At 51.2% G+C, this 21259-nt stretch carries 19 protein-coding genes; 9 read left to right on the forward strand and 10 right to left on the reverse strand.

The window, feature by feature from the left end:
• Positions 1 to 2: 2 nt before the first annotated feature.
• Positions 3 to 1406: an alanine/glycine:cation symporter family protein gene (locus tag IE055_RS10325; protein ID WP_189400541.1), complete on the reverse strand. Its 1404-nt coding sequence runs from the start codon at positions 1404 to 1406 to the stop codon at positions 3 to 5.
• Between the two features lie 142 nt (positions 1407 to 1548).
• On the opposite strand from IE055_RS10325, the gene IE055_RS10330 reads away from it, so the two are divergent.
• Positions 1549 to 2472: a hypothetical protein gene (locus IE055_RS10330; protein ID WP_189400543.1), complete on the forward strand. Its 924-nt coding sequence runs from the start codon at positions 1549 to 1551 to the stop codon at positions 2470 to 2472.
• Here the strand turns inward: IE055_RS10330 and IE055_RS10335 are convergent.
• A complete protein-coding gene (locus IE055_RS10335; RefSeq protein ID WP_189400546.1) occupies positions 2458 to 3546 on the reverse strand; it encodes a TAXI family TRAP transporter solute-binding subunit in 1089 nt (362 codons plus the stop codon). The two genes, IE055_RS10330 and IE055_RS10335, sit on opposite strands and share 15 nt — an antisense overlap.
• A 167-nt stretch (positions 3547 to 3713) precedes the next feature.
• The gene (locus IE055_RS10340) at positions 3714 to 5042 is read right to left on the reverse strand and encodes an ABC1 kinase family protein (RefSeq protein ID WP_189400548.1); all 1329 of its coding nucleotides are present in this window, start codon (positions 5040 to 5042) and stop codon (positions 3714 to 3716) included.
• A 113-nt stretch (positions 5043 to 5155) separates the two neighbouring features.
• Between IE055_RS10340 and IE055_RS10345 the strand changes: the two genes are divergently transcribed.
• On the forward strand, positions 5156 to 6919 hold the full coding sequence (locus IE055_RS10345) for a gamma-glutamyltransferase family protein (protein WP_229794243.1): 1764 nt from the start codon (positions 5156 to 5158) through the stop codon (positions 6917 to 6919).
• Between the two features lie 6 nt (positions 6920 to 6925).
• Here IE055_RS10345 and IE055_RS10350 read toward each other — a convergent pair whose 3' ends face one another.
• Positions 6926 to 7225 (reverse strand): hypothetical protein, encoded by a 300-nt coding sequence (locus IE055_RS10350; RefSeq protein WP_189400550.1) that lies wholly within the window; start codon positions 7223 to 7225, stop codon positions 6926 to 6928.
• A 90-nt stretch (positions 7226 to 7315) separates the two neighbouring features.
• Complete coding sequence (locus IE055_RS10355; protein ID WP_189400552.1) at positions 7316 to 8203, reverse strand: LysR family transcriptional regulator; 888 nt, start codon at positions 8201 to 8203, stop codon at positions 7316 to 7318.
• Between the two features lie 101 nt (positions 8204 to 8304).
• Between IE055_RS10355 and IE055_RS10360 the strand changes: the two genes are divergently transcribed.
• A complete protein-coding gene (locus tag IE055_RS10360) occupies positions 8305 to 8913 on the forward strand; it encodes a LysE family translocator (RefSeq protein WP_189400553.1) in 609 nt (202 codons plus the stop codon).
• Here IE055_RS10360 and IE055_RS10365 read toward each other — a convergent pair.
• From IE055_RS10365 to ahpC, 3 genes are all read right to left on the reverse strand, one after another.
• A complete protein-coding gene (locus tag IE055_RS10365) occupies positions 8910 to 9965 on the reverse strand; it encodes a serine hydrolase domain-containing protein (RefSeq protein ID WP_189400555.1) in 1056 nt (351 codons plus the stop codon). The two genes, IE055_RS10360 and IE055_RS10365, sit on opposite strands and share 4 nt — an antisense overlap.
• Positions 9966 to 10110: 145 nt before the next feature.
• Positions 10111 to 11679: an alkyl hydroperoxide reductase subunit F gene (gene ahpF, locus IE055_RS10370; protein WP_189400556.1), complete on the reverse strand. Its 1569-nt coding sequence runs from the start codon at positions 11677 to 11679 to the stop codon at positions 10111 to 10113.
• A gap of 71 nt (positions 11680 to 11750) precedes the next feature.
• On the reverse strand, positions 11751 to 12314 hold the full coding sequence (gene ahpC / locus IE055_RS10375) for an alkyl hydroperoxide reductase subunit C (RefSeq protein WP_189400558.1): 564 nt from the start codon (positions 12312 to 12314) through the stop codon (positions 11751 to 11753).
• 306 nt (positions 12315 to 12620) lie between these two features.
• On the opposite strand from ahpC, the gene IE055_RS10380 reads away from it, so the two are divergent.
• A complete protein-coding gene (locus IE055_RS10380; protein WP_189400561.1) occupies positions 12621 to 13523 on the forward strand; it encodes a hydrogen peroxide-inducible genes activator in 903 nt (300 codons plus the stop codon).
• On the opposite strand, the gene IE055_RS10385 is transcribed toward IE055_RS10380, so the two are convergent.
• Complete coding sequence (locus tag IE055_RS10385; protein ID WP_189400562.1) at positions 13520 to 14935, reverse strand: amidohydrolase family protein; 1416 nt, start codon at positions 14933 to 14935, stop codon at positions 13520 to 13522. The two genes, IE055_RS10380 and IE055_RS10385, sit on opposite strands and share 4 nt — an antisense overlap.
• A gap of 84 nt (positions 14936 to 15019) precedes the next feature.
• Entirely contained in the window at positions 15020 to 15487 is a 468-nt protein-coding gene (locus tag IE055_RS10390) for an Lrp/AsnC family transcriptional regulator (protein ID WP_189400565.1), read from the reverse strand.
• 90 nt (positions 15488 to 15577) lie between these two features.
• Here IE055_RS10390 and IE055_RS10395 point away from each other — a divergent pair, with 90 nt between their 5' ends.
• From IE055_RS10395 to IE055_RS10415, 5 genes are all read left to right on the forward strand, one after another.
• Positions 15578 to 17338, forward strand: a complete 1761-nt coding sequence (locus IE055_RS10395) for a trans-sulfuration enzyme family protein (protein ID WP_189400567.1) — start codon at positions 15578 to 15580, stop codon at positions 17336 to 17338.
• Between the two features lie 33 nt (positions 17339 to 17371).
• Entirely contained in the window at positions 17372 to 18565 is a 1194-nt protein-coding gene (locus IE055_RS10400) for a glycine C-acetyltransferase (RefSeq protein ID WP_189400568.1), read from the forward strand.
• A gap of 1 nt (position 18566) precedes the next feature.
• Positions 18567 to 19592 carry an L-threonine 3-dehydrogenase gene (gene tdh, locus IE055_RS10405; protein WP_189400570.1) on the forward strand — a complete coding sequence of 342 codons (1026 nt, stop codon included), beginning with the start codon at positions 18567 to 18569 and terminating at the stop codon, positions 19590 to 19592.
• A gap of 89 nt (positions 19593 to 19681) precedes the next feature.
• A complete protein-coding gene (locus IE055_RS10410; protein WP_189400572.1) occupies positions 19682 to 20041 on the forward strand; it encodes an antitoxin Xre/MbcA/ParS toxin-binding domain-containing protein in 360 nt (119 codons plus the stop codon).
• Positions 20042 to 20096: 55 nt separating this feature from the next.
• On the forward strand, positions 20097 to 20849 hold the full coding sequence (locus IE055_RS10415) for an RES family NAD+ phosphorylase (RefSeq protein WP_189400574.1): 753 nt from the start codon (positions 20097 to 20099) through the stop codon (positions 20847 to 20849).
• The last annotated feature ends 410 nt before the right edge of the window (positions 20850 to 21259 follow it).

Genomic DNA, 21259 nt, shown 5'->3' on the forward strand with positions numbered 1-21259 from the left:
TCTTACCAGATGCCCGGTTCAACATTACCTTGAACTGGGCAATTGTCTTTACTAAAGCTGGGTGTTTTGCCGGCTTGTCGCTGGCGGAAATAATCTTTGCTAACGGCTGTGATCGTTGGTGTTAACAAAATCAGCGCGGTCACATTCACCACGGTCATTAATCCAAGTGCCATATCCGCTGCGCCCCAGACTTCTTTTAGGCTCGCGTTCGATCCCCAGAACACCATAGTTAAATATGCGATTGTGTAGCCAATATTCCCAGCTTTAGTATCGAGATTAAAGATGCGCAAATTGCTTTGGGCATAGGCGTAATTTGCGACCACCGAGGTAAACGCAAATAGGCTGATTGCAATCGAGACGAAGTGGAGTCCAAAGCCGCCAATATGGTGTGTCATGGCATCTTGGGTAAGTCGGATGCCGGTCATTTCGCCGCTGCCGCTGGTGCCGGCGAGCAGGATGATTAAGGCGGTGCATGTGCAGAGTACTAGCGTATCGAAGAAGACACCGAGCATTTGGATATACCCCTGGGTCGCTGGATGGTTGGGTCTTGGCGACGCACCGGCTGCAGCGTGTGGTGCGCTACCGGACCCTGCTTCATTTGAATACAAGCCACGCTGGATGCCCGCTTTGATCGCGGCACCTAATGCCCCGGCACCGGCTTCCTGCAATCCAAACGCCGATTGCACGATCTGCATCAGCATGTCAGGCACCAGTTGATAGTTCATGATGGTAATCGCTAATGCGGTGATGACATAGAGCACACCCATCACGGGTACCACTAACTCAGCGAACCGAGCGATCTTACGCAGGCCGCCAATGACAATCAGACCGGCGGCGACGGTGATAATCAAGCCAGAGTAGTGAGTTTTGATGGTGTACGCATTGTTTAATGCATCAGTAATAGTGTTGGCCTGCATCGCGCTGAAGAACAGTCCGTAACCGAGAAATAAGCAAACGGAAAACAGGATCGCGAGCCAGCGAGAACCGAGTCCCATTTGAATGTAGTAGGCTGGACCGCCTCGAAACTCTTTGTGGCTATCGCGCACCTTATAGACCTGGGCCAACACACTCTCAGCAAACCCGGTCGCCATACCCAGTAGCGCTATTATCCACATCCAGAATACGGCACCGGGTCCACCGACGGAAATAGCCATGGCCACACCGGCCAAATTCCCAGTGCCGACGCGCGCCGACAGACTGGTGCACAACGCCTGAAACGAACTGATCCCGTTTTGATCGTCCTGCGTGCTGCCGCGAATTAGGGTGAACATATGGCCGAAATGGCGAAACTGCACGGCACCGAGTCGAACGGTGAACCAGAGGCCAGCAAGTACCAGCAAAACAATCAGTACCTGCCACTGGCCCCAGAGGACATCATTGATAAAGGTTATCAGGTCGTTAAGCATGAAGATGGTGGGTCCTCGTTGGTAGCGTCATAGCGAGCATGATAACGCGAGCAGCAATCCACAACAATTTTGCTCTCAAAATGGAGATTACGAGTTGATCAAACTTCAATGCGTCGTCACACTGCAGTGCTAGGATCGCCCTATGAATACGTATCGAGTTTGTTTTGTTGCCGGCTTGGTGTTGGTGCTTACTGGCTGTGGCGTGGCCGAGTTTCTAATTAAGCGCACGATCAGTAACTTAGAGCAAAAAGTGGCTACAGAGATCAAGGATTACGCCGATTTTACGCCAGCACAAGAGCGGCATATCGACCAAATCGCTTATCGCATCGCGAGTCGAATTCGTGGTGAACGATTGCCTTTACTGGTGCAGCACTTGGAGTTACTAGCGAGTGAAATTGAACAAGAACAGCGTATTAGTGCGGATGCATGGCGTACTCTGACTTTATTTCTCGAGTCGCCTGTCGCTCTGTCAGACAAGCCCGACTTAATCCATTTGATTGCCGATCTGACGTATGACATGACACAGGAACAACGGGACTCAACCATTACAAACGTCGAGCAGATGTATGAAAAACGCCTTGAAAATTTGCAAGCGAGTAGTCCAGATGACCGGAACGATAAAATACTCAAAATGACTCGCAGAGCGTTTAATGAGCTGGGTTTATCTCGCAGTCGCGCACAGTGGAAGTCGGCTCGTGAATTTTTGAGCGCGCGCGAAAGCTATCTGCCGCTCGAAATAGAAGCGGCGCAACGAAATTATGAGCGTTTTATTGGGTTGCTGCGTACCAGAGGCGACTCGCGCCAGGCATACCGGCGCGATTTTCTCGACGCGTGGCGGTTGGCAGAGCAACCTTATGTAAAAAGAGCGCCAGCGACTTGGCAAAAAAACTTTTTGGTCAGTCACGAGATGGTGAGCCGTTTGCTGCAAGACGTCGACGTTGATGAGGCACAGGAAGCCGCGTATGAATTGCGTGAGTATGCGGCGTTGTTGACCGAATTGTCGTGGACATCAGGTCAGGCCGAACTCACGTTTGCCGACGCAGATTGTGCTTCAGGGTGTTTGTAAGCTGACTTGGTTGGCGCTGGTGTCGCTTTTTAGTAGACCCGCTTCGCGAAAATAACGTATAGCGCCCTCATGCAGTGGGATCTGCGGATTACGCGGCACCATTTCTTGTTTCACCAGTGCCTCGAATGCCGGATGCATCTTCTGCATCGAGTCGAGGTTTTCGAACACATCTTTCACGATATGGTAGATCGTGTCCTCCGAGGTCGCGGTCGACGCGATTAAGGCCGCACGGACACCGAGTGTGTCCGTGTCGCGATTTACGCCGCGATAAATTCCACTTGCGATCCGCATTCGCTGGTAGTAACTGTGCTGTGCGACCAGTGAATTAACCGCCTCTTGTGACACGGAAATCAGTTTGATCTTGCAGCTATCGGCAGCTTCAGTGATCGAACCAGCAGGATGACCAACTGTATACACGAAGGCGTCAATCGCGTCATCACACAGTGCCCGAGCATGATGGATAGCAGTCAATTCATGAACTTCGTCAAAATCCTCCATCTGCCAACCTTTGGCCGTCATTAACGCCTGCATAGTTTGCCGTTGGCCGGAGCCGGGCCTTCCGATGCTAACGCGTTTGCCTTTAAGATCATCAAAGGTTTGGATGCCAGAGCGTTCTGAAACCACCACCGTAAATGGTTCAACATGCAGATTGAACAGGGTGCGAAGATGACGATTCGCTGGCATGTCGGCAAACACGTCAGTGCCGTTATAGGCATGAAACTGAGTGTCCGATTGCGCGATGGCGAGATCAATGTCGCCGCTGCCCAAGGTGTTTAAGTTCGCGACGGAGCCTCGTGTGCTCTCAACCGAACAGCGAATACCTTGTTGTTTGCGATAGCGATTGACGATGCGGCAGATGGCGCTGCCAGCAGGGTAATAAATGCCAGATAAACCGCCAGTTCCAACAATCAGAAACTCGGGCTTAGGTTTGGCATTTGTCGGTCCTACAAATACCAGACACAGGCTGAAGACCAGAAGCCAGGTGCGAGTTGTCTGAGTCACCACCAACGTGTGCCCCAGCCAACTCTTGGCTAGGCGGTGCAGTATGGTTGATGTATTGGCGGGCTTGGTCATCGGAATTCAGTGCGCAGGCGCGACATGCGTGTCTGTGTCTTTCATTGTGAGGTATAGCACGCGTGACGGTGGCTGACAATGTGACAAAATTAATGATTGTGTACTGCTGCACAACATGGCTATGGTCCGCACGCTCGGCAAGTGGCTACTACGGTAGCCGACAGCACTTACCTGAGACGTTTTAGATGCGGCGTGATCAGAGCATTCACGTTGACTCTAGCACCTAGCCGGGTAGCCAGCATAAACACGCCACCGAGCTTACGGTGTAAGTACAAGATGTCGGTCGGCGGAGTCTGCCAGAACTCTTTAAATCCGTACACGGCTTCCGTCATTTCTGATAACCGATCAGACAAGCGGGCGGTGGTAAAGTCGTACACGCCGTCATAGGCCAGAGGCTCAAGCGCAACCCGAAAAACCTCAACTAGAAAACGCTGATACTGATCACTGGCCGTGCTGGCCTGATAGCCGAGGCGATCTGCGGCTGCGATAATTTGTGTCGGATTGTCGGCTAACACCGCCCGAAGTAATCGCTTATAGTTACTCGAAAATTGCTTGCTGAAGTGGCGCGTGGCACCGAAGTCCAGCAGCACGATCTTCCTGCTGCTGGATTGGTAACGATAGTTGGCGAAATTGGCATCGGTCTGCATCATGCGCAATTCAAAAGCTTCGTCAAAGGTCAGAGCAAACAGCTTTTGCACCATGAGGTCCAAGTCGGACGGGTCGAGGTCCGTGAGTGCCTCAATCGGTGCGGAGTCGATGTATTCCATGGCCAGCACGTTTGCAGTACTCAGTTCGGTATACAGCTTGGGAACCAGGTAGTCGTTATGCGTGCCAAACAGGGTGTAGAAACTCTGTAGATGATCGGCCTCGAGTCGGTAGTCGGCTTCTTCGTGCAGTTGTGCTTTGGCATCCTTGAGCAAAGGCGCGATATCCATGTGCTTGGGCAGCAAATTGGTGACACGCAGCAGCGCAGCAATATTATCGACATCGCTGTCGATGCTCTCAGCCACGCCTGGATACTGGATCTTTAATGCAATTTCCTCACCATTCAAGGTCGTGGCGCGGTGTACCTGACCGATTGAAGCGGCGGCCAGCGGTTCATAATCAAAATCTGCAAAGCGCTGTTGCCACTGTTCGCCGTAGGCCGTGTGAAGTTGTGCTTCAAGTTGAGACCGCGGCATGGTGAAGGCTTTATCGCGTAACTGAGCCAAAATGTCCGACAGCTCTTTAGGTAGATACTCGCTGGTTTCCATTGAAAGTAGCTGACCAACCTTCATGGCTGCGCCACGCATGGTTGATAATTGTTTCGCTACGCGTTTGGCATTCGATGGCGTCAACAACATTTGGCTCATTTTAGGACGATTTCCCTGACTAAGTTGGCGTGCGCCTTCACTTAGCATGCCGGCTGCAACGCCGCCAGCCATACGAGCCACACGACTAAAACGGCCGAAGCGTGATTTGGGAATTGCCTTTGATTTCGGTTTGTCCTTACTCATGTATGCAGTTTAACTCAGGCGGTCGTTGTTGGATGTGTAAATGCGCTGAGGCGTCACACAAGCGGACCGAAACGAGTACAATAACCGAATTGCAAATACCCAAAGAGAGAGCCATGCGCCTATTGATTTCCCTTGCCAGCGTACTGTTGATGTCGGCGTGTACAACGTCGGTCACACAGGCGCCGGTGTCGCAACCATTGTCCCTATCCGAACGACCACGGGAAGGCATGGTGGTGACCGCCAATCCGCACGCCACACAAGCCGGTGCAGATGTGTTGAATGCTGGTGGTTCGGCAGTGGATGCGGCGATTGCTATTCAGGCTGTGTTGAGCTTGGTTGAGCCGCAGAGTTCGGGTTTAGGCGGCGGTGGCTTCATGGTCTACTACGACGCCAAAAGCAAGCAATTGACGGTGTACGACGGGCGTGAAACCGCGCCAGCGGGTGCCATTGATACTCAGTTTTTGACTGAGTCCGGCGAATCGATCGGGTTTTTGAATGCCAAGCACAGCGGATTATCGACCGGTGTGCCGGGTATGGTGTCATTACTCACGTTGGCGCACGCAGATCATGGTGTCTTACCCTGGGGTAGTCAGTTTAACAACGCGATTGCGCTCGCAGAAAATGGCTTTGCTATCTCACCCAGGTTGCACAGTTTGATTGAACGGTTTGGAAAGTATTTGCCCAAGCAGGCGTCAGAAGGGCCAACCGACGCATACCATTACTTTTATGATAAAAATGGTCAGCCGCGTGTGGTTGGCAGCATCCTTTTGAATCCGGATTACGCCCAGACCTTACGTCGATTAGCCCAAGATCCGGCCGATTTTTATCGTGGTGAGATCGCGCAACAGATTGTGGCTCAAACGAGCATGAGTCCACGGGCTGGCAGTTTGAGTATGACGGATATGGCTGCGTATAAGGCGGTGAAGCGCGATGTGGTTTGCGCAGGGTATCGTGGGTATAAACTTTGCGGTCCTCCGCCAGCATCGTCGTGGTTGGCGGTTGGTATGATCGCAGGCATTCTCGAGTCGGGCCCAGCATTTCGACCAGGCGGCCCAGAGTCCGCAGTGAACTGGCAATTGTTCGCCGATGCGCAGCGACTTGCCTACGCCGATCGTGACCAGTACGTTGCAGACACCGAATATGTGTCGGTGCCGGTTCTGGGTATGCTGGATTCGGACTACTTAGCATCTCGTGCCGCGCAACTCAAAGCTGGGAAAGGCTTGCCGGTGGTTGAGCCTGGTGATCCATGGGTATATGAGTCGCGGGCGGCGAGCTATTATGGCAAAGACGCCACCGAAGATATGGCGGGCACCACGCACTTTGTGGTGGTCGATGGGGATGGTAACGTGGTGTCCATGACTGCTAGTGTGGAAAGTATTTTTGGATCTGCGCGCATGGCCGGCGGCATGTTTTTGAATAATCAACTCACTGATTTTTCCTTCCAGCCGCGTGATGAGCAAGGCCAGCCAATAGCCAATCGTGTGCAGCCAGGTAAGCGACCTCGTTCCTCGATGTCGCCGACCATTGTGTTAAATCAAGCGGATGAGTTTGTTATGGCCACCGGCTCGCCAGGCGGTAATTCCATTATTGCATACACTGCCAAGACCTTGGTTGGTGTGTTGGGCTGGGGTTTGACGCCGCAACAGGCGGTTGATCTTCCAAACATGGTCGCACGCGGTAACAAAGTACGTATTGAGCGAGAGCGTGCCAGCGCCGAGTTGGTGGATGGATTGCGTGCTATGGGGCTGACCGTTGCCGAAAGTGAAGGTGAGAACTCCGGACTGTCTGTGGTGTTAAAGGATCAGAACGGCGCCCTTCACGGCGGTGTGGACCCGCGCCGTGAAGGTGTGATCGAGCGTGTGGTATTTGATCAATAAGTGAACTTACTCTGCGTCGGCAGATTCTGGAAATTGCTTAGTGAACTTCTCTTCCAGATCTTCGATGTCCGAGATCAATAGTGCCGGTATCGCAATGATGCCGGCGATGACACCGCAGGCCGCAATAAACAACACGGAATAAAACGGTCCCAGGCTTTTGGCAATAATGACCTTACCTGCCACCACGCCAGCGCCGATTGAAATCACAATCAGGTACACAGCGGCATAGCGACGAATAACCGAGTAAACGCCGAACATAACAAGTAATGCACCAACGATGCTGCCGAGATAAATTAAAAAAGTCATTGAAGAGCCTCCATGCTGTCGAACAGCGGTTTGGTTGAGTCGATGTGTTCCCAAACGAGTGGCCAGTATACCGTGAGTCCAAGTTGACAACTAGTTGACGATTCCGCGCTGGTGCAAAAATGAGAGCAGTCGTGTGCGGATTTCATTGTCCACAGTGGTGTTTGGCCACAGGGCATAATAGGGAATTGGGGTCACTTGCCAGCCTGGTAACACCTCGATCAGAATACCCTGTTCTATTGCGTTGGTCACCATCTGTGCTGGTGGCGTACATAGGCCCATACCCGCAACGCAATATTGCGTCATCGCGACCACACTATTGACGGTGAGCCGGCTTCGGCCGCGAATTGCTTGAGTCTCCCCCTCAGGACTGGTCAGAGTGCGTTCCAATGGCATCATGCCAAGTTGTACCCAGTCCCACTGTGCCAGATCGTGCGGCGATGTCGGCGCTGCTTGATTGTCAAAATATGCTTTGCTGCAAACCAGTGTGCGTGGTATCTGCCCAAGTCGGCGTGACTTCAGGCTGCTGTCTTCAAGTTGACCAGCGCGAATCGCCAGATCTACACCACGACCGATCAGGTCGGTTTGTTGATCTGAATACTCAAGGTTCAAGTATACGCTGGGATGCTGTACCAGAAAAGCCGATAAGGCCTCGTTCAATGCAGACTCCAACAATGCTGACGTGATCGAAATGGAGAGGCGGCCACGTAACTCATGCTGAGATTGGTTTATGGCGTTCAGACCTCGACTGGCTGCGTCGAGCATAATTACTGCGTGGCGATACAAGGATTCCCCCTCGGCGGTTAAGGAGAGTTTTCGAGTTGATCGGTACAGTAAGGTGGTCTGTAGCCTTTTTTCTAAGGCAGTAATGGTGTAACTCACCACAGAGGGCGATAGGTTCAGTTGCTTAGCTGCAGCACGAAAGGTGCCATGTTGAACCGTGGTGGCGAAGATTGCCATGGCACGTAAATCGTCTATCATTAGTCAAATAATTGGAACAGTAAAACCAAATTGTACTGAATAGTATTGCTAATAGCGGCACCATATACTGAGAAAACCTGAATTGTTCGTGGTGCTTGTCCATGTTTGCCAGTATTTTGTCAATGTCGTTGTTCGCCTTGCTGATGTCGGTGTCACCGGGTCCAGTGAATTTGATCGCATTGAGTACCGGCACACGAACTGGGCTACTCTCCGCAGTACCGTTCGTCTTGGGTGCGACGCTGGGGTTTACCTTGCTCTTGATCGTGGTTGGGCTTGGGTTGTATGGCTTAACCGGTGACTCGCCCGTTGTGCGGTTCATCTTATCCCTAGTCGGCGCTTCGTATTTGGTGTACTTAGGGCGTCTGATTTATGCTGCTGAGCCCGCAGCGAGTAAGCATCAGGTGGTGTCGAAAGGCTTTGTAAGCGGGGCGTTGTTGCAGTGGCTGAATCCAAAAGCATGGAGTGCGAGTGCCAGTGGTGTCGTTATGTTTGAATTAGCGGGGTCAGCATCCAAGTTGGCACTGTTTGTCGCCTTGTATGCCCCGATCTGCTTGCTGGGTATTGGTGTTTGGGCATGGCTGGGGGCGCGACTGCGACAGCGACAACTGCCTGAATCGGCGATGCTTCGGTTAAACCAAGCGCTTGGTTTATGTTTAATGGTTCTGGCCTTACTCTTGGTGATAAATCAATTACTGGAACTGTTGGGCTAATCTGATTCAGATGCTGTGACTGTTTGATTTAAGCTACTCCACTCGGCGACCAAGTTAGCGATGTCTCGAAACAATAAAACACTGTCTCTGGATGCGCCAGGGAGCTTCGATTCCCGCGCTAGGATGCCTAGATAGTTATATTCCGTATCCCAAAATGGGTAAGCGCCCCATGCGCCGGGACTGGAGTAGCGATACGGAGCCAGACAATTGAATGTCTGTGCCACGCATTCAAGCCACACACCGTACCCGTAGTGCCAGTCTTCTTGATACGACGAGCGGCTCGGGGAATTGACGATCTCTGCATTCGTCAGTCGATCAGTGAGTAGTAGCGACGTACTATTCTGATTAAGTACCTGGCCACCTGAAAGCGCCTTCAAGAACGCGAGATATTCTTCAGCCGTCCAAATCATGCCGCCGGCCAGGCGCGGGTTGGCGGTAGATGGTTTCGCATAACGTGAAGTTTGAAACAGCTGGGTTTCGGATTTAAAACGATTAAAAACAGCGTGCCAGTCCTCGACACCTAATGCCGTAATCAACATGGCGCCAGCCACTTGCATGTGCGCAGAACCGTAGTAGAACTGGGTGCCGGGTTCCCGCGGGCTGGGGTTTAGCCCAGGTATTTGTTCAACACACTCAGCGAATTGGGTGAATGGGTTGTTGATGCAGTCTGGCGCATTATTCAAGCCGGAAGTAAAGCTGAGTAGCTGACTCAGCGTAATCTCAGCAAGGTTTCCGTTGCTCGGCCAGTAGGGCAGGTAGGTTTGTGGTGTGTCTTGTAGATTGATCAGCTTGCGTTCTGCGTACCATAGCACCACGGTCGCGGTAACCAGTTTGGACGTCGATGCGGATTCTGTTTCAGTGTCTGGGCGATACTCGCCCACGCTGTGTACAAGACGGTGACCACTGGGCGCTTCCAACATGATCGTGAAGGGGGCGAGGTCACTGGCCTGGTTAAGTCGCATACGAATCTGTTGCTCTAACTCGTCACTGCTGGTGCCGCCGGACGGGTCGGTTAGCAGTAACATGAGAGTTGGTATCAGTGATTTCAGCATGGTCTGTCACCGCGGCAGCGTCGTGTATTTCTCATGATACGCAGAACCATCCTTGCATCCTGCGCAAAAAGCCGAGGCAAAAAAAAGCGCAGCCTTGATTCGCTGCGCTTTTTAGTTTCCCTATTCGGACAAAGTAGAGACCGTTTTATGCGGCAATGTCTTCCGCCGTTTCGTAGGTCATGAGGTATTCAAAGGCGGCCAACGATGCTTTTGAACCTTCGCCCATGGCGATCACGATTTGTTTGTACGGTACTGTCGTCACATCACCGCAGGCAAAGATGCCGGGCTCGGAGGTATTGCACTTCTCGTCAATAATCACTTCGCCGTACTGCGTCATGTCGACCAAATTTTTTGCAAACTGACTGTTTGGTACTAAGCCGATTTGCACGAACACACCAGCGAGGTCCAAGGAATTAACTTCTTCAGTCGCGCGATCTATGTATTCAATCGAGCTAACCTTGCCGTCGGTTGCATTGATTTGTTTGGTCGCAACGTTCTTAATAATGGTGATGTTGTCACGTTTTTCTGCTTGTTCAATCAGTACCTGATCCGCTTTAAGTTGCGGTAAAAATTCAAAAACAGTGACTGATTTGACAATCCCAGCCAGGTCGATGGCCGCCTCAATGCCGGAGTTGCCACCGCCAATGACTGCGACGTCTTTGCCTTTGAAGAACGGGCCATCACAGTGTGGGCAATAAGCAACGCCGTTACCGATGTTCTCTTTCTCTCCGGGTACACCGAGTTCTCTCCAGCGTGCGCCAGTTGCCAAAATCACGGATTTACTGGTGATCGCTTCGCCTGAAGACAGTCGAATTGTCTTAACGTGGCCTTTGTCGATGGATTTAACTCGCACGTGTTCCTTGATGGTGATTTCGTAGTCATCAAGATGTGCCTGCATATTACCAGCGAGCTCTGGTCCGGTTGTTTTGGGTACTGAGATTAGGTTCTCAATTCCCATCGTGTCTTTGACCTGACCACCCAATCGTTCAGCAACCAGTGTTACAGCCAAGCCTTTACGGGCGCTGTAAATTGCGGCTGCGACACCAGCTGGGCCACCACCGATCACGGTCACGTCTTGCAGCGGCAGTTGTGGCTCGTCACTGGCTTGTGTCATGGCCGGAAACTTTTCGATCAGTTTGTTGACCAGGTCAGCAACCTCAACTTTGCCGTTCGCAAACAATTCACCGTCAAGGTACACCGAGGGTACGCCTTGGATATCACGTTCGTCGATCAAGTTCTGGAATAATCCACCGTCGATCATCTCTGTCGTGATGTTCGGATTCAGTAGAGCAAATTGGTTGAGTGCCTGTACGACATCGGGGCAGTTGTGACAGCTCAAGCTGATAAAAACTTCAAAATGCACTTTCTCATCCAAACGCCCAATCATGGATTGCAGATTGGCGTCTAGTTTCATTGCGGTGCCTGAAGCCCACAAGATGGCCAAGATTAGCGAGTTAAATTCGTGGCCGCTGGGAATGCCTGAGAACTGGACGCCGGTATTAACATCAGTCTCGAGTGCAAAAGTGATTGGACTGCGCAGGCCAGCATCGCGCTCGTCCAGTGCCAGATTGTCGGAAACATTGGCAATCTGACTCAGAAAATCAACCAGTTCAGCACGTTTTGAGTGCTCACCAGTTTGCAACACGAACGTGACCTTATTCTGCATATTCGCGGTGTAGGTTTTCAGAGCATTTAAAATATCGTCGTTTAACATGGTCAATTCCTCGTAATTCGGTCATGTCTGGCCGGGCGCCTCGCCCGGCCAGCAAATTCGGCTGTTGCCGTTTAGATTTTGCCTACTAAATCTAATGATGGCGCCAGAGTGGCTTCACCTTCTTTCCATTTAGCAGGGCATACTTCGCCTGGATTGTTGCGGACGTATTGGGCCGCTTTTACTTTGCGCAACAGGTCATCTGCGTCACGGCCAATGCCTTCAGCAGTGATTTCCATTGCTTGGATGATGCCGTCTGGGTCAACGATGAAAGTTGCACGGTCAGCCAGACCAACGCCAGGACGCATTACTTCGAAGTTGTTGGTAATTACGCCGTTCGGGTCACCCAGCATGGTGTATTCGATTTTGCCGATCGTGTCAGACGCGTCGTGCCATGCTTTGTGTACGAAGTGCGTGTCAGTTGATACTGAATATACTTCGACATCACGGCTTTTCAATTCAGCGTATTTGTCTTGCACGTCACCCAGTTCAGTCGGGCAAACGAATGTGAAGTCGGCAGGGTAGAAGAAGAATACGGCCCATTTGCCTTCCACGTCTTTCTCGGTTACTTCGACAAACTCACCGTTTTTGAACGCTTGAGTAGTAAACGGTTTGATTTTGGTATTGATTAACGCCATTTTGATTTCTCCAAATACTGCAGTTTTAAGTTAACAATTAAATTTAATTTTTCGGATCGAATGGGGTCTGAAGCGTTTGACTCAGACGGCTTTACAGATCAGCCGGTGTGTCAGTTGCACGACCTCGAAACCGAATGGATGAGTGAATAATACGAGAAGATAAACAATTTACAAAATTGATTGATTTGATCATCATGTTCAATATTATAGATTACTGAAGTCCTTAAACAAGACGTAAACTGGTTGTCAGTGTCACATATTGGCATCACAGTCAGATAAATACGTTCAGCAACAGGTACCTTTAATATGGTCTCATTGAAGCAAATCAAATACGCCCTAGCGATCCAGAAGCATTTGCACTTTCGCAATGCCGCGGAGGAATGTGCAGTATCACAATCTGCCCTGAGTACGGCCTTGTCGGAAATGGAACGCGTTTTGGGTTTTGTAATTTTTGAGCGCGACAACAAGAAAGTGTTGGTGACACCTATTGGTGAACAATTCTTATCTAAGGCTAAAGCGATCCAATTACAAGTTGATGACCTCATGTCGTTGACCCAGTCGCGCGGGGCAGTATTAAGTCATCCAATGACGGTCGGGATAATCCCGACCATCTGTCCTTACATCCTGCCTAAGGTATTGCCTGCGTTGAGCACGCAGTACCCGGATTTTCAATTCAACGTGGTGGAAGAGCAGTCTGCTCAGCTGATTGATATGCTGCGTGATGGCGAGCTTGATGCGGCTATTCTGGCGTTGCCGTACAAAATCGACGGTTTACTGACCTTCGAGTTCTGGAAAGAAGACCTGTTTTGGATAAGTCATAGAGAGATGATCAGTCACAAGAGTGACGTGGTCACCGCCAAAGAGCTTGAGAGCAAGGGTTTGATGTTACTGAAAGATGGTCATTGTTTGAAAGACCAAGCCCTAAGCGCGTGTCGCATTGGCAGTGATAAAGCGCAAAGCCTCAGTGCTACCAGCTTGAGTACCTTGATTCAGCTGGTGATTGGCAAGGTCGGCACTACCTTAATACCCGAAATGGCCCTGGAGCAGTTGGTGGCGACGAATCCGGATCTGGTGGCCAAACGTTTGGCCGAGCCGGGCCCGCATCGGCGTATCGCTTTTGTGGTTCGACCTAACTACCCGAACTTGCACAACGTTGAAGCGCTTATGGATCTATTCAAAAAGCAACTCGCCAAAGCAGCCGAACACTAAGGTGTCGGATTGGTAACGGCTTGACGCTTGATGCGTCGTCCACCGATGATGACTTCACGAATCTCGGCCAGTTGACGGATGTCTTGAGTTGGATCACCGTCGACTAACAGCAGGTCTGCTTGTGCTCCGACGCGCATAACGCCGAACTTTGGTGACATGCTTTGAGTGAGATATTGTGCCGGGTCTGAGGTGGCGGATCGAATCACTTCGGCAGGCGACATGCCTGCGCTAACCAAGGTGTTCAATTCTCGATGCAGACTGGCACCCGGAAACACGCCCGATTGCGCGTCGCTGCCAGCGAAGAGGAGCATACCCGCTTGATGCAGGCGTGCAACATTGTCACGCCTGACATCGATGGTCGACGCCATCAATTCGCCCCAACTACGAAACGGACCAGGATCGAAATCAGCCGGCAATGGATAAAACGATGTCAGCACCGACTGGGGCACGGTTTCGCGTTCCAACTTGGTTGGCGTGATGGGACCTAAGGTGGTGCGCCCATAGCGATCAAATACTTCACTGGTTGGGATCATGGGAATGTTGTACGCCACCAGTTTACTGATTAGCTCGTCTGGGATGCGTTCTTTGTACACACCGTGTATCCACATGGCGACACCAGCGTCCGCGGCTGCGATGGCATCGCTGGTGGTGCCGATGTGCGCGACGGCACGCAAACCACGCTGCGTCGCTTGTTTGACAATCGCCGAGGACAGCTCGGTGTTTAAGCTGGCGGCATCCAGTGGAATTTGATCAATGACAATTTTGATCGCGTCGGCACCGGCACCGGCGCGGTCGTTAACGACCGCTTGCGCTTGGTTTTCATTGGCCACCGGCGACCCAATGCGAGGCTCCAGATACCAACGAATCCACCACGGGGCCAGCTCCTGAATTCGCGTACGTGGATGGCCATGAGGATGGGTGACGATGCGGCCGGCAGTGTAGATTCGTGGTCCAAGCAAGCTGCCATCGGCGGTGGCTGCGCGTCGTTCGTAAGCGTCGTCGGAAGAATCACCTGGATCAAATACTGTGGTCACACCAGCATAGAGATAGGCGCGAAGATTCGCCTCTGGGTCGGGAAACGCGAACTCCCAAGGCGGGCCGGTCGGGATATTGATATGCGCATGCATGTCGATTAGGCCTGGCAGCAAGGTTTGCCCCTGCGCTTCAATGATGCTGGCATCGATAGGTGCGGTGAGGCTGTCTGTCGTTTCGATTTGGTGAATTTTACCGTCTTTGATTAAGACGTCCTGAGCGGGTATCAATTGCAATTGGCTGGGGTAGAACACGGATACATTGCGTATCAGGATCGGTGTGTCGGCAGATGATTGAACCTGAAGTGCAACTCCGGGTGTGTTGTTGCCACACGCGGTTAGGCAAAGAGTGATGCAGAGCACCATGGCTGATCGAAACATAAGCAAATCCATAAGCGACGTTCTAGTAACAGCGATGATGTCACAAAATTTGTGTGAGATAAAAGTGCGCCTAACGCAGAGTGTTTATTTGTCGCTGGGAGCCAGTTGCCAGTTCTTGACTTCCTGATAAATAATTGCGGTCTCAATATGGGCGACTTCGGGGCGTTCCGCGAATGAATCAAGCACGAAGTCGCGTAGCGTCTCGGCGTCTTTAACCGCGATGTGTACCATAAAATCATTCGCGCCACTTAGGTGATAGACCTGCAATACCTCACTGAAACTCAGAACATAGCTTTGAAACGCTTCCAAGCCGACACGGGAATGCTGGGCTAAGCGAATTGCCACCATGGCTTGCAAGCCCAGGCCGAGCGCCGCCAGATTCACCTCCATGTGCGCGTCACGGATGTAACCGCGAGCGCGCAAATAGCGTACGCGTTCCAAGCAACTGGATGGGGCCAAATCCACTTTTTGTGCCAGGTCTTTATTGGTTATCCGTGCATTATTTCTCAACGCCGCGATTATTTCGAAGTCTATTTGGTCTATATCGCTCATTCAGGTTTTAATAGAATTTTATTCGGTGATGATCGTTTATATCAAATTATGTATATGATTGGTGCATTATCCACGAATAACAAAAATAAAATGACTGACCACCAAAACCAATTATTCAATTCAGCCAAAAAGCTGTCTCCTCGACGTAATACCACCACGGCTACGGACATCAAGCAGCTTGCCGCAGAGCAACTGGCGCACTTTAATATTGAAGTCGACGGGGAACTCGGGCGTTCATTGCTCGATGCCGTCGAACAGGTATATCAGTGCCAGGGCAACATTGAACGCATGTGGGAAGCGACCATGCAAAGCATGCAATCGCTGGATGCGACTGAGAAAACCGCCTTGTTTAATGCCAAGAAGTTCCTGTCTTTCCAGTTGGCAAAAGTGCTGGATACCCTGCAAAACCCATTTCGTGCTAGTTATCAACAATTGCAATTTAGTCAATCGACTTTAAGCGCCAAGTCCGCATACCCGGTGTTTGACAACGTCAATGCCATTTTCTCTGCCACACCGGTAATTACGCGCACCGCTACCTACATTTACGCTTGTGCGGAATGGATTGGGGATGCGTTCGAAGGCAAGGAGATGATGCTCGACATCTATTCGCGGCTGTTGAACCCAACGTCAATCTCGTTGGCAAACCATATCGTGGACCTTGAAGCCGGCCCGTATGCTAATGAGTACCTAGCCTGGAACTTTAACAGTGGCATGGCGGCAATTGACGCGACTTTATCGCACGTGTTGGGGCACGAAGACATTTTGATCGCGAGCCAGAATATTTATGGTGGGGCGCATCAATTGATCCACGACTGGTTTGCCAAGCCATCGAACTTGAATGTCGCTGTTAAGCAGTTCTCTGGTGAAGAGACTCAAGGCTTCGTTGATGCCCTAGCGGAAGTGCGCACCACCTACGCAGACCGCCTCGCGGCTGGTAAGCAAATCTACCTGTATATTGAGTCGCCCTGTAATCCGCATGGCTACGTGTTGGACGTGCCGCAACTTTGCAAGCTAGCGCACGACGCCGGGATTCGCGTTATTCTGGATGCCACCGTCGGCACGCCATTTTTGGTGCAACCGCTACAGCGTGAAGATGCTGCTGAGCGTCCCGATTTTGTGATCCACAGTTACACCAAAGATCTAACCGGTTCTGGGTCGGTGATTGCGGGCTGTGTGATCGCGCGCAACGAGGACATGTTTATTCCCAAGGGGATGCAAGGCTGGGATGACACCATGTTCTGGAACGTTTACTACGTGAAGGGGGCCTTCTTGAATGCCGATACGGCGTTTGAGGTGATGAACGGGATGCGCACGCTGGAAGTGCGAATGTTAAAAAAATGCATCACCACGCAAGTATTCGCCACGTTTATGGATTCTCACCCGTTAATTAAGGTGAACTGTAATGGTCTGTCCGGTAATAAAAATCGTGCATTGGCGGAGCGAAATCTGTTTTTAGGTTTCCCGTCTGGTCTGTTCACGGTGGATATGGGAAAAGACATACCCGAAGCTGCCTTTCAGCGATTCTTCGACAGCCTCGAGCCGGCATTCGCGCATATGATCAGCCTGGGTCAAACCAATTCCATTGTGAGTTGCCCAGGGTTAACCACGCATTCGGAGTTGAATGCGCAACAGCAGCAAGAGGCACAGATTTTTCCGACCACGATTCGGTTTGCGATGGGGATCGAGAACCCGATGGACCTGATTCGACACGTGGTGATCGCGGCGCAACTGGCAATAGACCCCGAGGTAGAAGGCTTCTCAAAACAGTTTATGTCTTTGGATGAAGCGCGTAAGATGGCGCAATCTGTGTATAACGATATGCACCAGCGTTACAGCCAAGCGGTAATGTAAACGCACGATCCAACATCCTAATTAGAAATCATTATGAGTGACTCATTTATCCAGCATCTGCAAGGTGAACTTGATGATGTGACTGCGGCAGGCCTATACAAGTCTGAACGCATTATTACCACGGCCCAGCAGGCACAGGTGGCGGTTGATAGTGGCGCAGAAGTACTGAACTTCTGTGCCAACAACTACCTTGGTCTGGCTAACCATCCAGCTTTGATCGAGGCAGCTAAAGCCGGTCTCGATGAGCACGGTTTTGGCATGGCGTCGGTGCGATTCATCTGCGGCACGCAGGATATTCACAAAACGCTTGAGCGCAAGCTGAGCGACTTTCTGGGAATGGAAGACACGATTCTGTATTCCTCCTGTTTTGATGCCAATGCGGGTTTGTTCGAAACTTTACTGGGCCCGGAAGACGCCATCATCTCGGATGCCTTGAATCATGCAAGCATTATCGACGGCGTACGTTTGTGTAAAGCGCAGCGCTATCGCTATGCGAACAATGATATGCAGGAGTTGGAAGCGCAGCTCAAAGCGGCCAACGAGGCTGGTGCGCGGTTTAAATTAATCGCCACCGACGGTGTGTTTTCGATGGACGGTGTTATCGCCAATCTAGAGGGTATCTGTGATCTTGCTGACAAATACGACGCCATGGTGATGGTGGATGATTCGCATGCGGTTGGGTTTATCGGCGAAAATGGTCGTGGCACACATGAGTATTGCGGTGTTATGCAGCGCGTGGACATTATTACCGGCACTTTGGGCAAAGCCATGGGTGGTGCTTCCGGTGGCTACACGTCCGCAAAACGTGAAGTCGTCGAGTGGCTGCGTCAGCGTTCACGTCCTTACTTATTTTCCAATTCGCTGGCACCGGCGATTGTGTCTGCCTCAATCCGCGTGCTGGATTTACTGGCCGAGAGCGGCGAGTTGCGCACCAGGCTACGAGACAACAGTGCCCACTTTCGCTCGCGAATGAGCGACGCCGGCTTCACATTGGCTGGCGCCGACCATGCGATCATTCCAGTCATGCTGGGCGACGCCAAAGTGGCGGCCGATATGGCTGCACACATGCTTGAAAAGGGAATCTATGTGGTCGGATTCTCGTTTCCGGTAGTACCAAAAGGCCAGGCGCGGATTCGAACTCAAATGTCGGCGGCCCACAGCCTGGAGCAAATTGATACCACGGTGGATGCCTTCATCGAGGTTGGTAAAGAAATGGGTGTGATCTGACATGAAAGCTTTAGCAAAACTGCATCCCAAAGAAGGGATCTGGATGACCGACGCTGAGATTCCGATGGCTGGTCCCAATGATTTGTTGATAAAGATTCGTAAGACTGCCATTTGTGGCACCGACATTCATATCTATAAATGGGATGAGTGGTCGCAGAACACGATTCCGGTGCCGATGATCGTGGGCCATGAATACGTTGGCGAAGTGGTCGGAATGGGGCAGGAAGTACGTGGTTTTAAAGTCGGTGATCGCGTTTCCGGTGAAGGCCATATTACCTGTGGTCATTGTCGTAATTGTCGGGCTGGGCGTCGCCATCTGTGTCGAAACACGGTCGGCGTTGGTGTTAATCGCCAAGGTGCGTTTGCCGAATACCTGGTGATTCCGGCGTTTAACGCGTTCAAGATTCCAGCCAATATTAGTGATCAGTTGGCGTCGATTTTTGATCCGTTTGGCAATGCAGTGCACACCGCGTTGTCGTTTAATTTGACCGGCGAAGACGTGCTGATTACCGGTGCCGGCCCGATCGGTATTATGGCGGCGGCGGTGGCTCGCCACGTTGGCGCGCGTCATGTGGTGATCACCGATGTGAATGAGTATCGACTAGAGCTTGCACGTAAGATGGGCGCGAGTCGAGCCATCAATGTGAGCAAGGAAACCATTGCGGACACCATGACCGAGCTAGGGATGACCGAAGGCTTTGATGTTGGCATGGAAATGTCCGGCGTGCCGTCTGCGTTCAAAGGCATGCTTGATCATATGAACCATGGCGGCAAAATAGCGATGCTGGGCATTCCACCCAAAGATATGGCCATTGATTGGACCAAAGTGGTCTTCAAAGGGTTGGAGATCAAGGGTGTTTATGGCCGTGAGATGTTCGAAACCTGGTACAAAATGGCCAGCCTGATTCAATCGGGATTAGATCTGACACCGATGCTGACGCACGAGTTGCCGGTAGATGACTTCCAGCAAGGGTTTGAGTTAATGGCGTCGGGGCAAACTGGCAAAGTGGTTTTAAACTGGACCTAGCTTTCAGTTTGTTGCATTTGCGCCAAATCAATAAGTATTGGCGCAAATGCATTTCAAGTGCTATGCTAGTTATAGAACGGAGGTAACCCATGCTTGATTCCTTGCCCAATGAAAATGCGGTCCTGATAAAAGCGTTTAACAACAGTTGCGCTGCCCTTGGTTTGTCGCGTGATGAAGCCAGTGCAATTTTAGGCGTTGATCGCGCCACATTAACTCGTAATAAGGAGAAGGGCTTCGATCCGCACTCGAAGACCGGGGAATTGTGTATGCAATTGGTACGAGTTTACCGCTCGTTGTACGCCATCGCTGGTGGTGATCAAGCATTTATGCGCCACTGGTTGCGCTCAGAGAATCGTGCATTGTCTGCGGCACCAGCCGCCTTGTTGAGTAATGTCGTGGGCTTGGTGCAGGTCAACATGTACCTGGATGCTATGCGCGGCAAGGTGTAGCTAACAAACTATTTCTTCTAACCAAAATCAAAAGATAGCAGGGAAGATTGATCGCATGCTGGATTCGCAGTTGTTCAATGCTGACACAGCACTAAGTACCTACCGCTCAGAGGTTTGGCGTGCGGTGGAATCGCAGGAAGACGTCGCTACGCTAAGTATCGTGGATGATCTGGCCGAACAAGCATTACTGGAGTCCTTGTTAGATGAGTATGCAAAACCGGTGTATCGCGACGGTACCGAACAAATGCACTATTTGCTTAAAACTGCCTTTCGGTATCCGCCATTACGATGGGGCTCACGCTTTGGTACGACCTTGATGCCGAGCTACTTCTACGCTAGCGAGGCGGCGAGCACGGCACTGAGTGAATGTGCGTATTATCGGTTTTTGTTTCTTGCTGACATGGCGGAACCCTACACCGAGTCGGTCCGCTCGCAATACTGCTTATTCAAGGTGTTGGCGAATACTCCCTCGGCATTGGACTTGACTTCAGCCGTGTTTGAGTCCGTGCACGATGCGCTGCGTGCGCCAGACAGTTATGGCTACTCGCAGCAAGTAGGGCGTTGGGCTTACGACAGCGGCCGCGTCGAGCTAATCCGCTATGAATCAGCACGTCGTCCGAGCGGCATCAATGTCGCTATTCATCATCCGGCTGCAATTCGTTCTCGTAAGCCTCAGTTGCAGCAGCGCTGGCTGTGTCTAACCAAACCGGATTCCGTCAGTTTTAGTTCTCGCGAATCGGACACCAGTTATTTGTTTAAACGGCGCGAGTTTAGTGATGCTCAAGGCCGCTTGCTACGCGTAACGTAGTTAACTTTGCAGGTTAATTGGTACTTTTGTCTGATTGACGTAAGTCAAGCATCTCACCTATTGTCATGCTTTTCCCAGCTAAGGTTTTGCTGGTATTCGACTATATTTAGGGAGGAGCATATGATCTCAACTCGTCTGACTCGCGGTGTAATTTACGCGGCTATTTGTTTATTTCTCGTGTTTAATGCTGTAGCTGAGTCACACGCACACAGAATAGACTTATTGTCGACAAAGTCTTTGATGTCATCCTGAACAAACGAGTGATTTTGCCATTGAATTGGTATTAATAGTTGTTGCCTCTAATGCTCCTTGCATGTAACGGGGTACGAGTTATCGAGAGTGTCACCAAAAAGCACAATGAGAGACCATCAAAATTGCAATCTTGCAATAGGATTTCGGAACCACTAGCA

It is taken from the genome of Arenicella chitinivorans, assembly GCF_014651515.1.
Lineage (GTDB): Bacteria > Pseudomonadota > Gammaproteobacteria > Arenicellales > Arenicellaceae > Arenicella > Arenicella chitinivorans.

Bases quoted from the DNA above. Each gene is read 5' to 3' on its own strand.
- IE055_RS10345 (WP_229794243.1), top strand. From the start codon at position 5,156: ATGCGCCTATTGATTTCCCTTGCCAGCGTACTGTTGATGTCGGCGTGT.
- IE055_RS10365 (WP_189400555.1), bottom strand. From the start codon at position 9,965: ATGCTGAAATCACTGATACCAACTCTCATGTTACTGCTAACCGACCCG.
- IE055_RS10360 (WP_189400553.1), top strand. From the start codon at position 8,305: ATGTTTGCCAGTATTTTGTCAATGTCGTTGTTCGCCTTGCTGATGTCG.
- IE055_RS10330 (WP_189400543.1), top strand. From the start codon at position 1,549: ATGAATACGTATCGAGTTTGTTTTGTTGCCGGCTTGGTGTTGGTGCTT.
- IE055_RS10400 (WP_189400568.1), top strand. From the start codon at position 17,372: ATGAGTGACTCATTTATCCAGCATCTGCAAGGTGAACTTGATGATGTG.
- ahpF (WP_189400556.1), bottom strand. From the start codon at position 11,679: ATGTTAAACGACGATATTTTAAATGCTCTGAAAACCTACACCGCGAAT.
- IE055_RS10335 (WP_189400546.1), bottom strand. From the start codon at position 3,546: ATGACCAAGCCCGCCAATACATCAACCATACTGCACCGCCTAGCCAAG.
- IE055_RS10390 (WP_189400565.1), bottom strand. From the start codon at position 15,487: ATGAGCGATATAGACCAAATAGACTTCGAAATAATCGCGGCGTTGAGA.
- IE055_RS10415 (WP_189400574.1), top strand. From the start codon at position 20,097: ATGCTGGATTCGCAGTTGTTCAATGCTGACACAGCACTAAGTACCTAC.
- IE055_RS10350 (WP_189400550.1), bottom strand. From the start codon at position 7,225: ATGACTTTTTTAATTTATCTCGGCAGCATCGTTGGTGCATTACTTGTT.
- IE055_RS10325 (WP_189400541.1), bottom strand. From the start codon at position 1,406: ATGCTTAACGACCTGATAACCTTTATCAATGATGTCCTCTGGGGCCAG.
- IE055_RS10380 (WP_189400561.1), top strand. From the start codon at position 12,621: ATGGTCTCATTGAAGCAAATCAAATACGCCCTAGCGATCCAGAAGCAT.
- IE055_RS10355 (WP_189400552.1), bottom strand. From the start codon at position 8,203: ATGATAGACGATTTACGTGCCATGGCAATCTTCGCCACCACGGTTCAA.
- IE055_RS10410 (WP_189400572.1), top strand. From the start codon at position 19,682: ATGCTTGATTCCTTGCCCAATGAAAATGCGGTCCTGATAAAAGCGTTT.
- IE055_RS10395 (WP_189400567.1), top strand. From the start codon at position 15,578: ATGACTGACCACCAAAACCAATTATTCAATTCAGCCAAAAAGCTGTCT.
- tdh (WP_189400570.1), top strand. From the start codon at position 18,567: ATGAAAGCTTTAGCAAAACTGCATCCCAAAGAAGGGATCTGGATGACC.
- IE055_RS10340 (WP_189400548.1), bottom strand. From the start codon at position 5,042: ATGAGTAAGGACAAACCGAAATCAAAGGCAATTCCCAAATCACGCTTC.
- ahpC (WP_189400558.1), bottom strand. From the start codon at position 12,314: ATGGCGTTAATCAATACCAAAATCAAACCGTTTACTACTCAAGCGTTC.
- IE055_RS10385 (WP_189400562.1), bottom strand. From the start codon at position 14,935: ATGTTTCGATCAGCCATGGTGCTCTGCATCACTCTTTGCCTAACCGCG.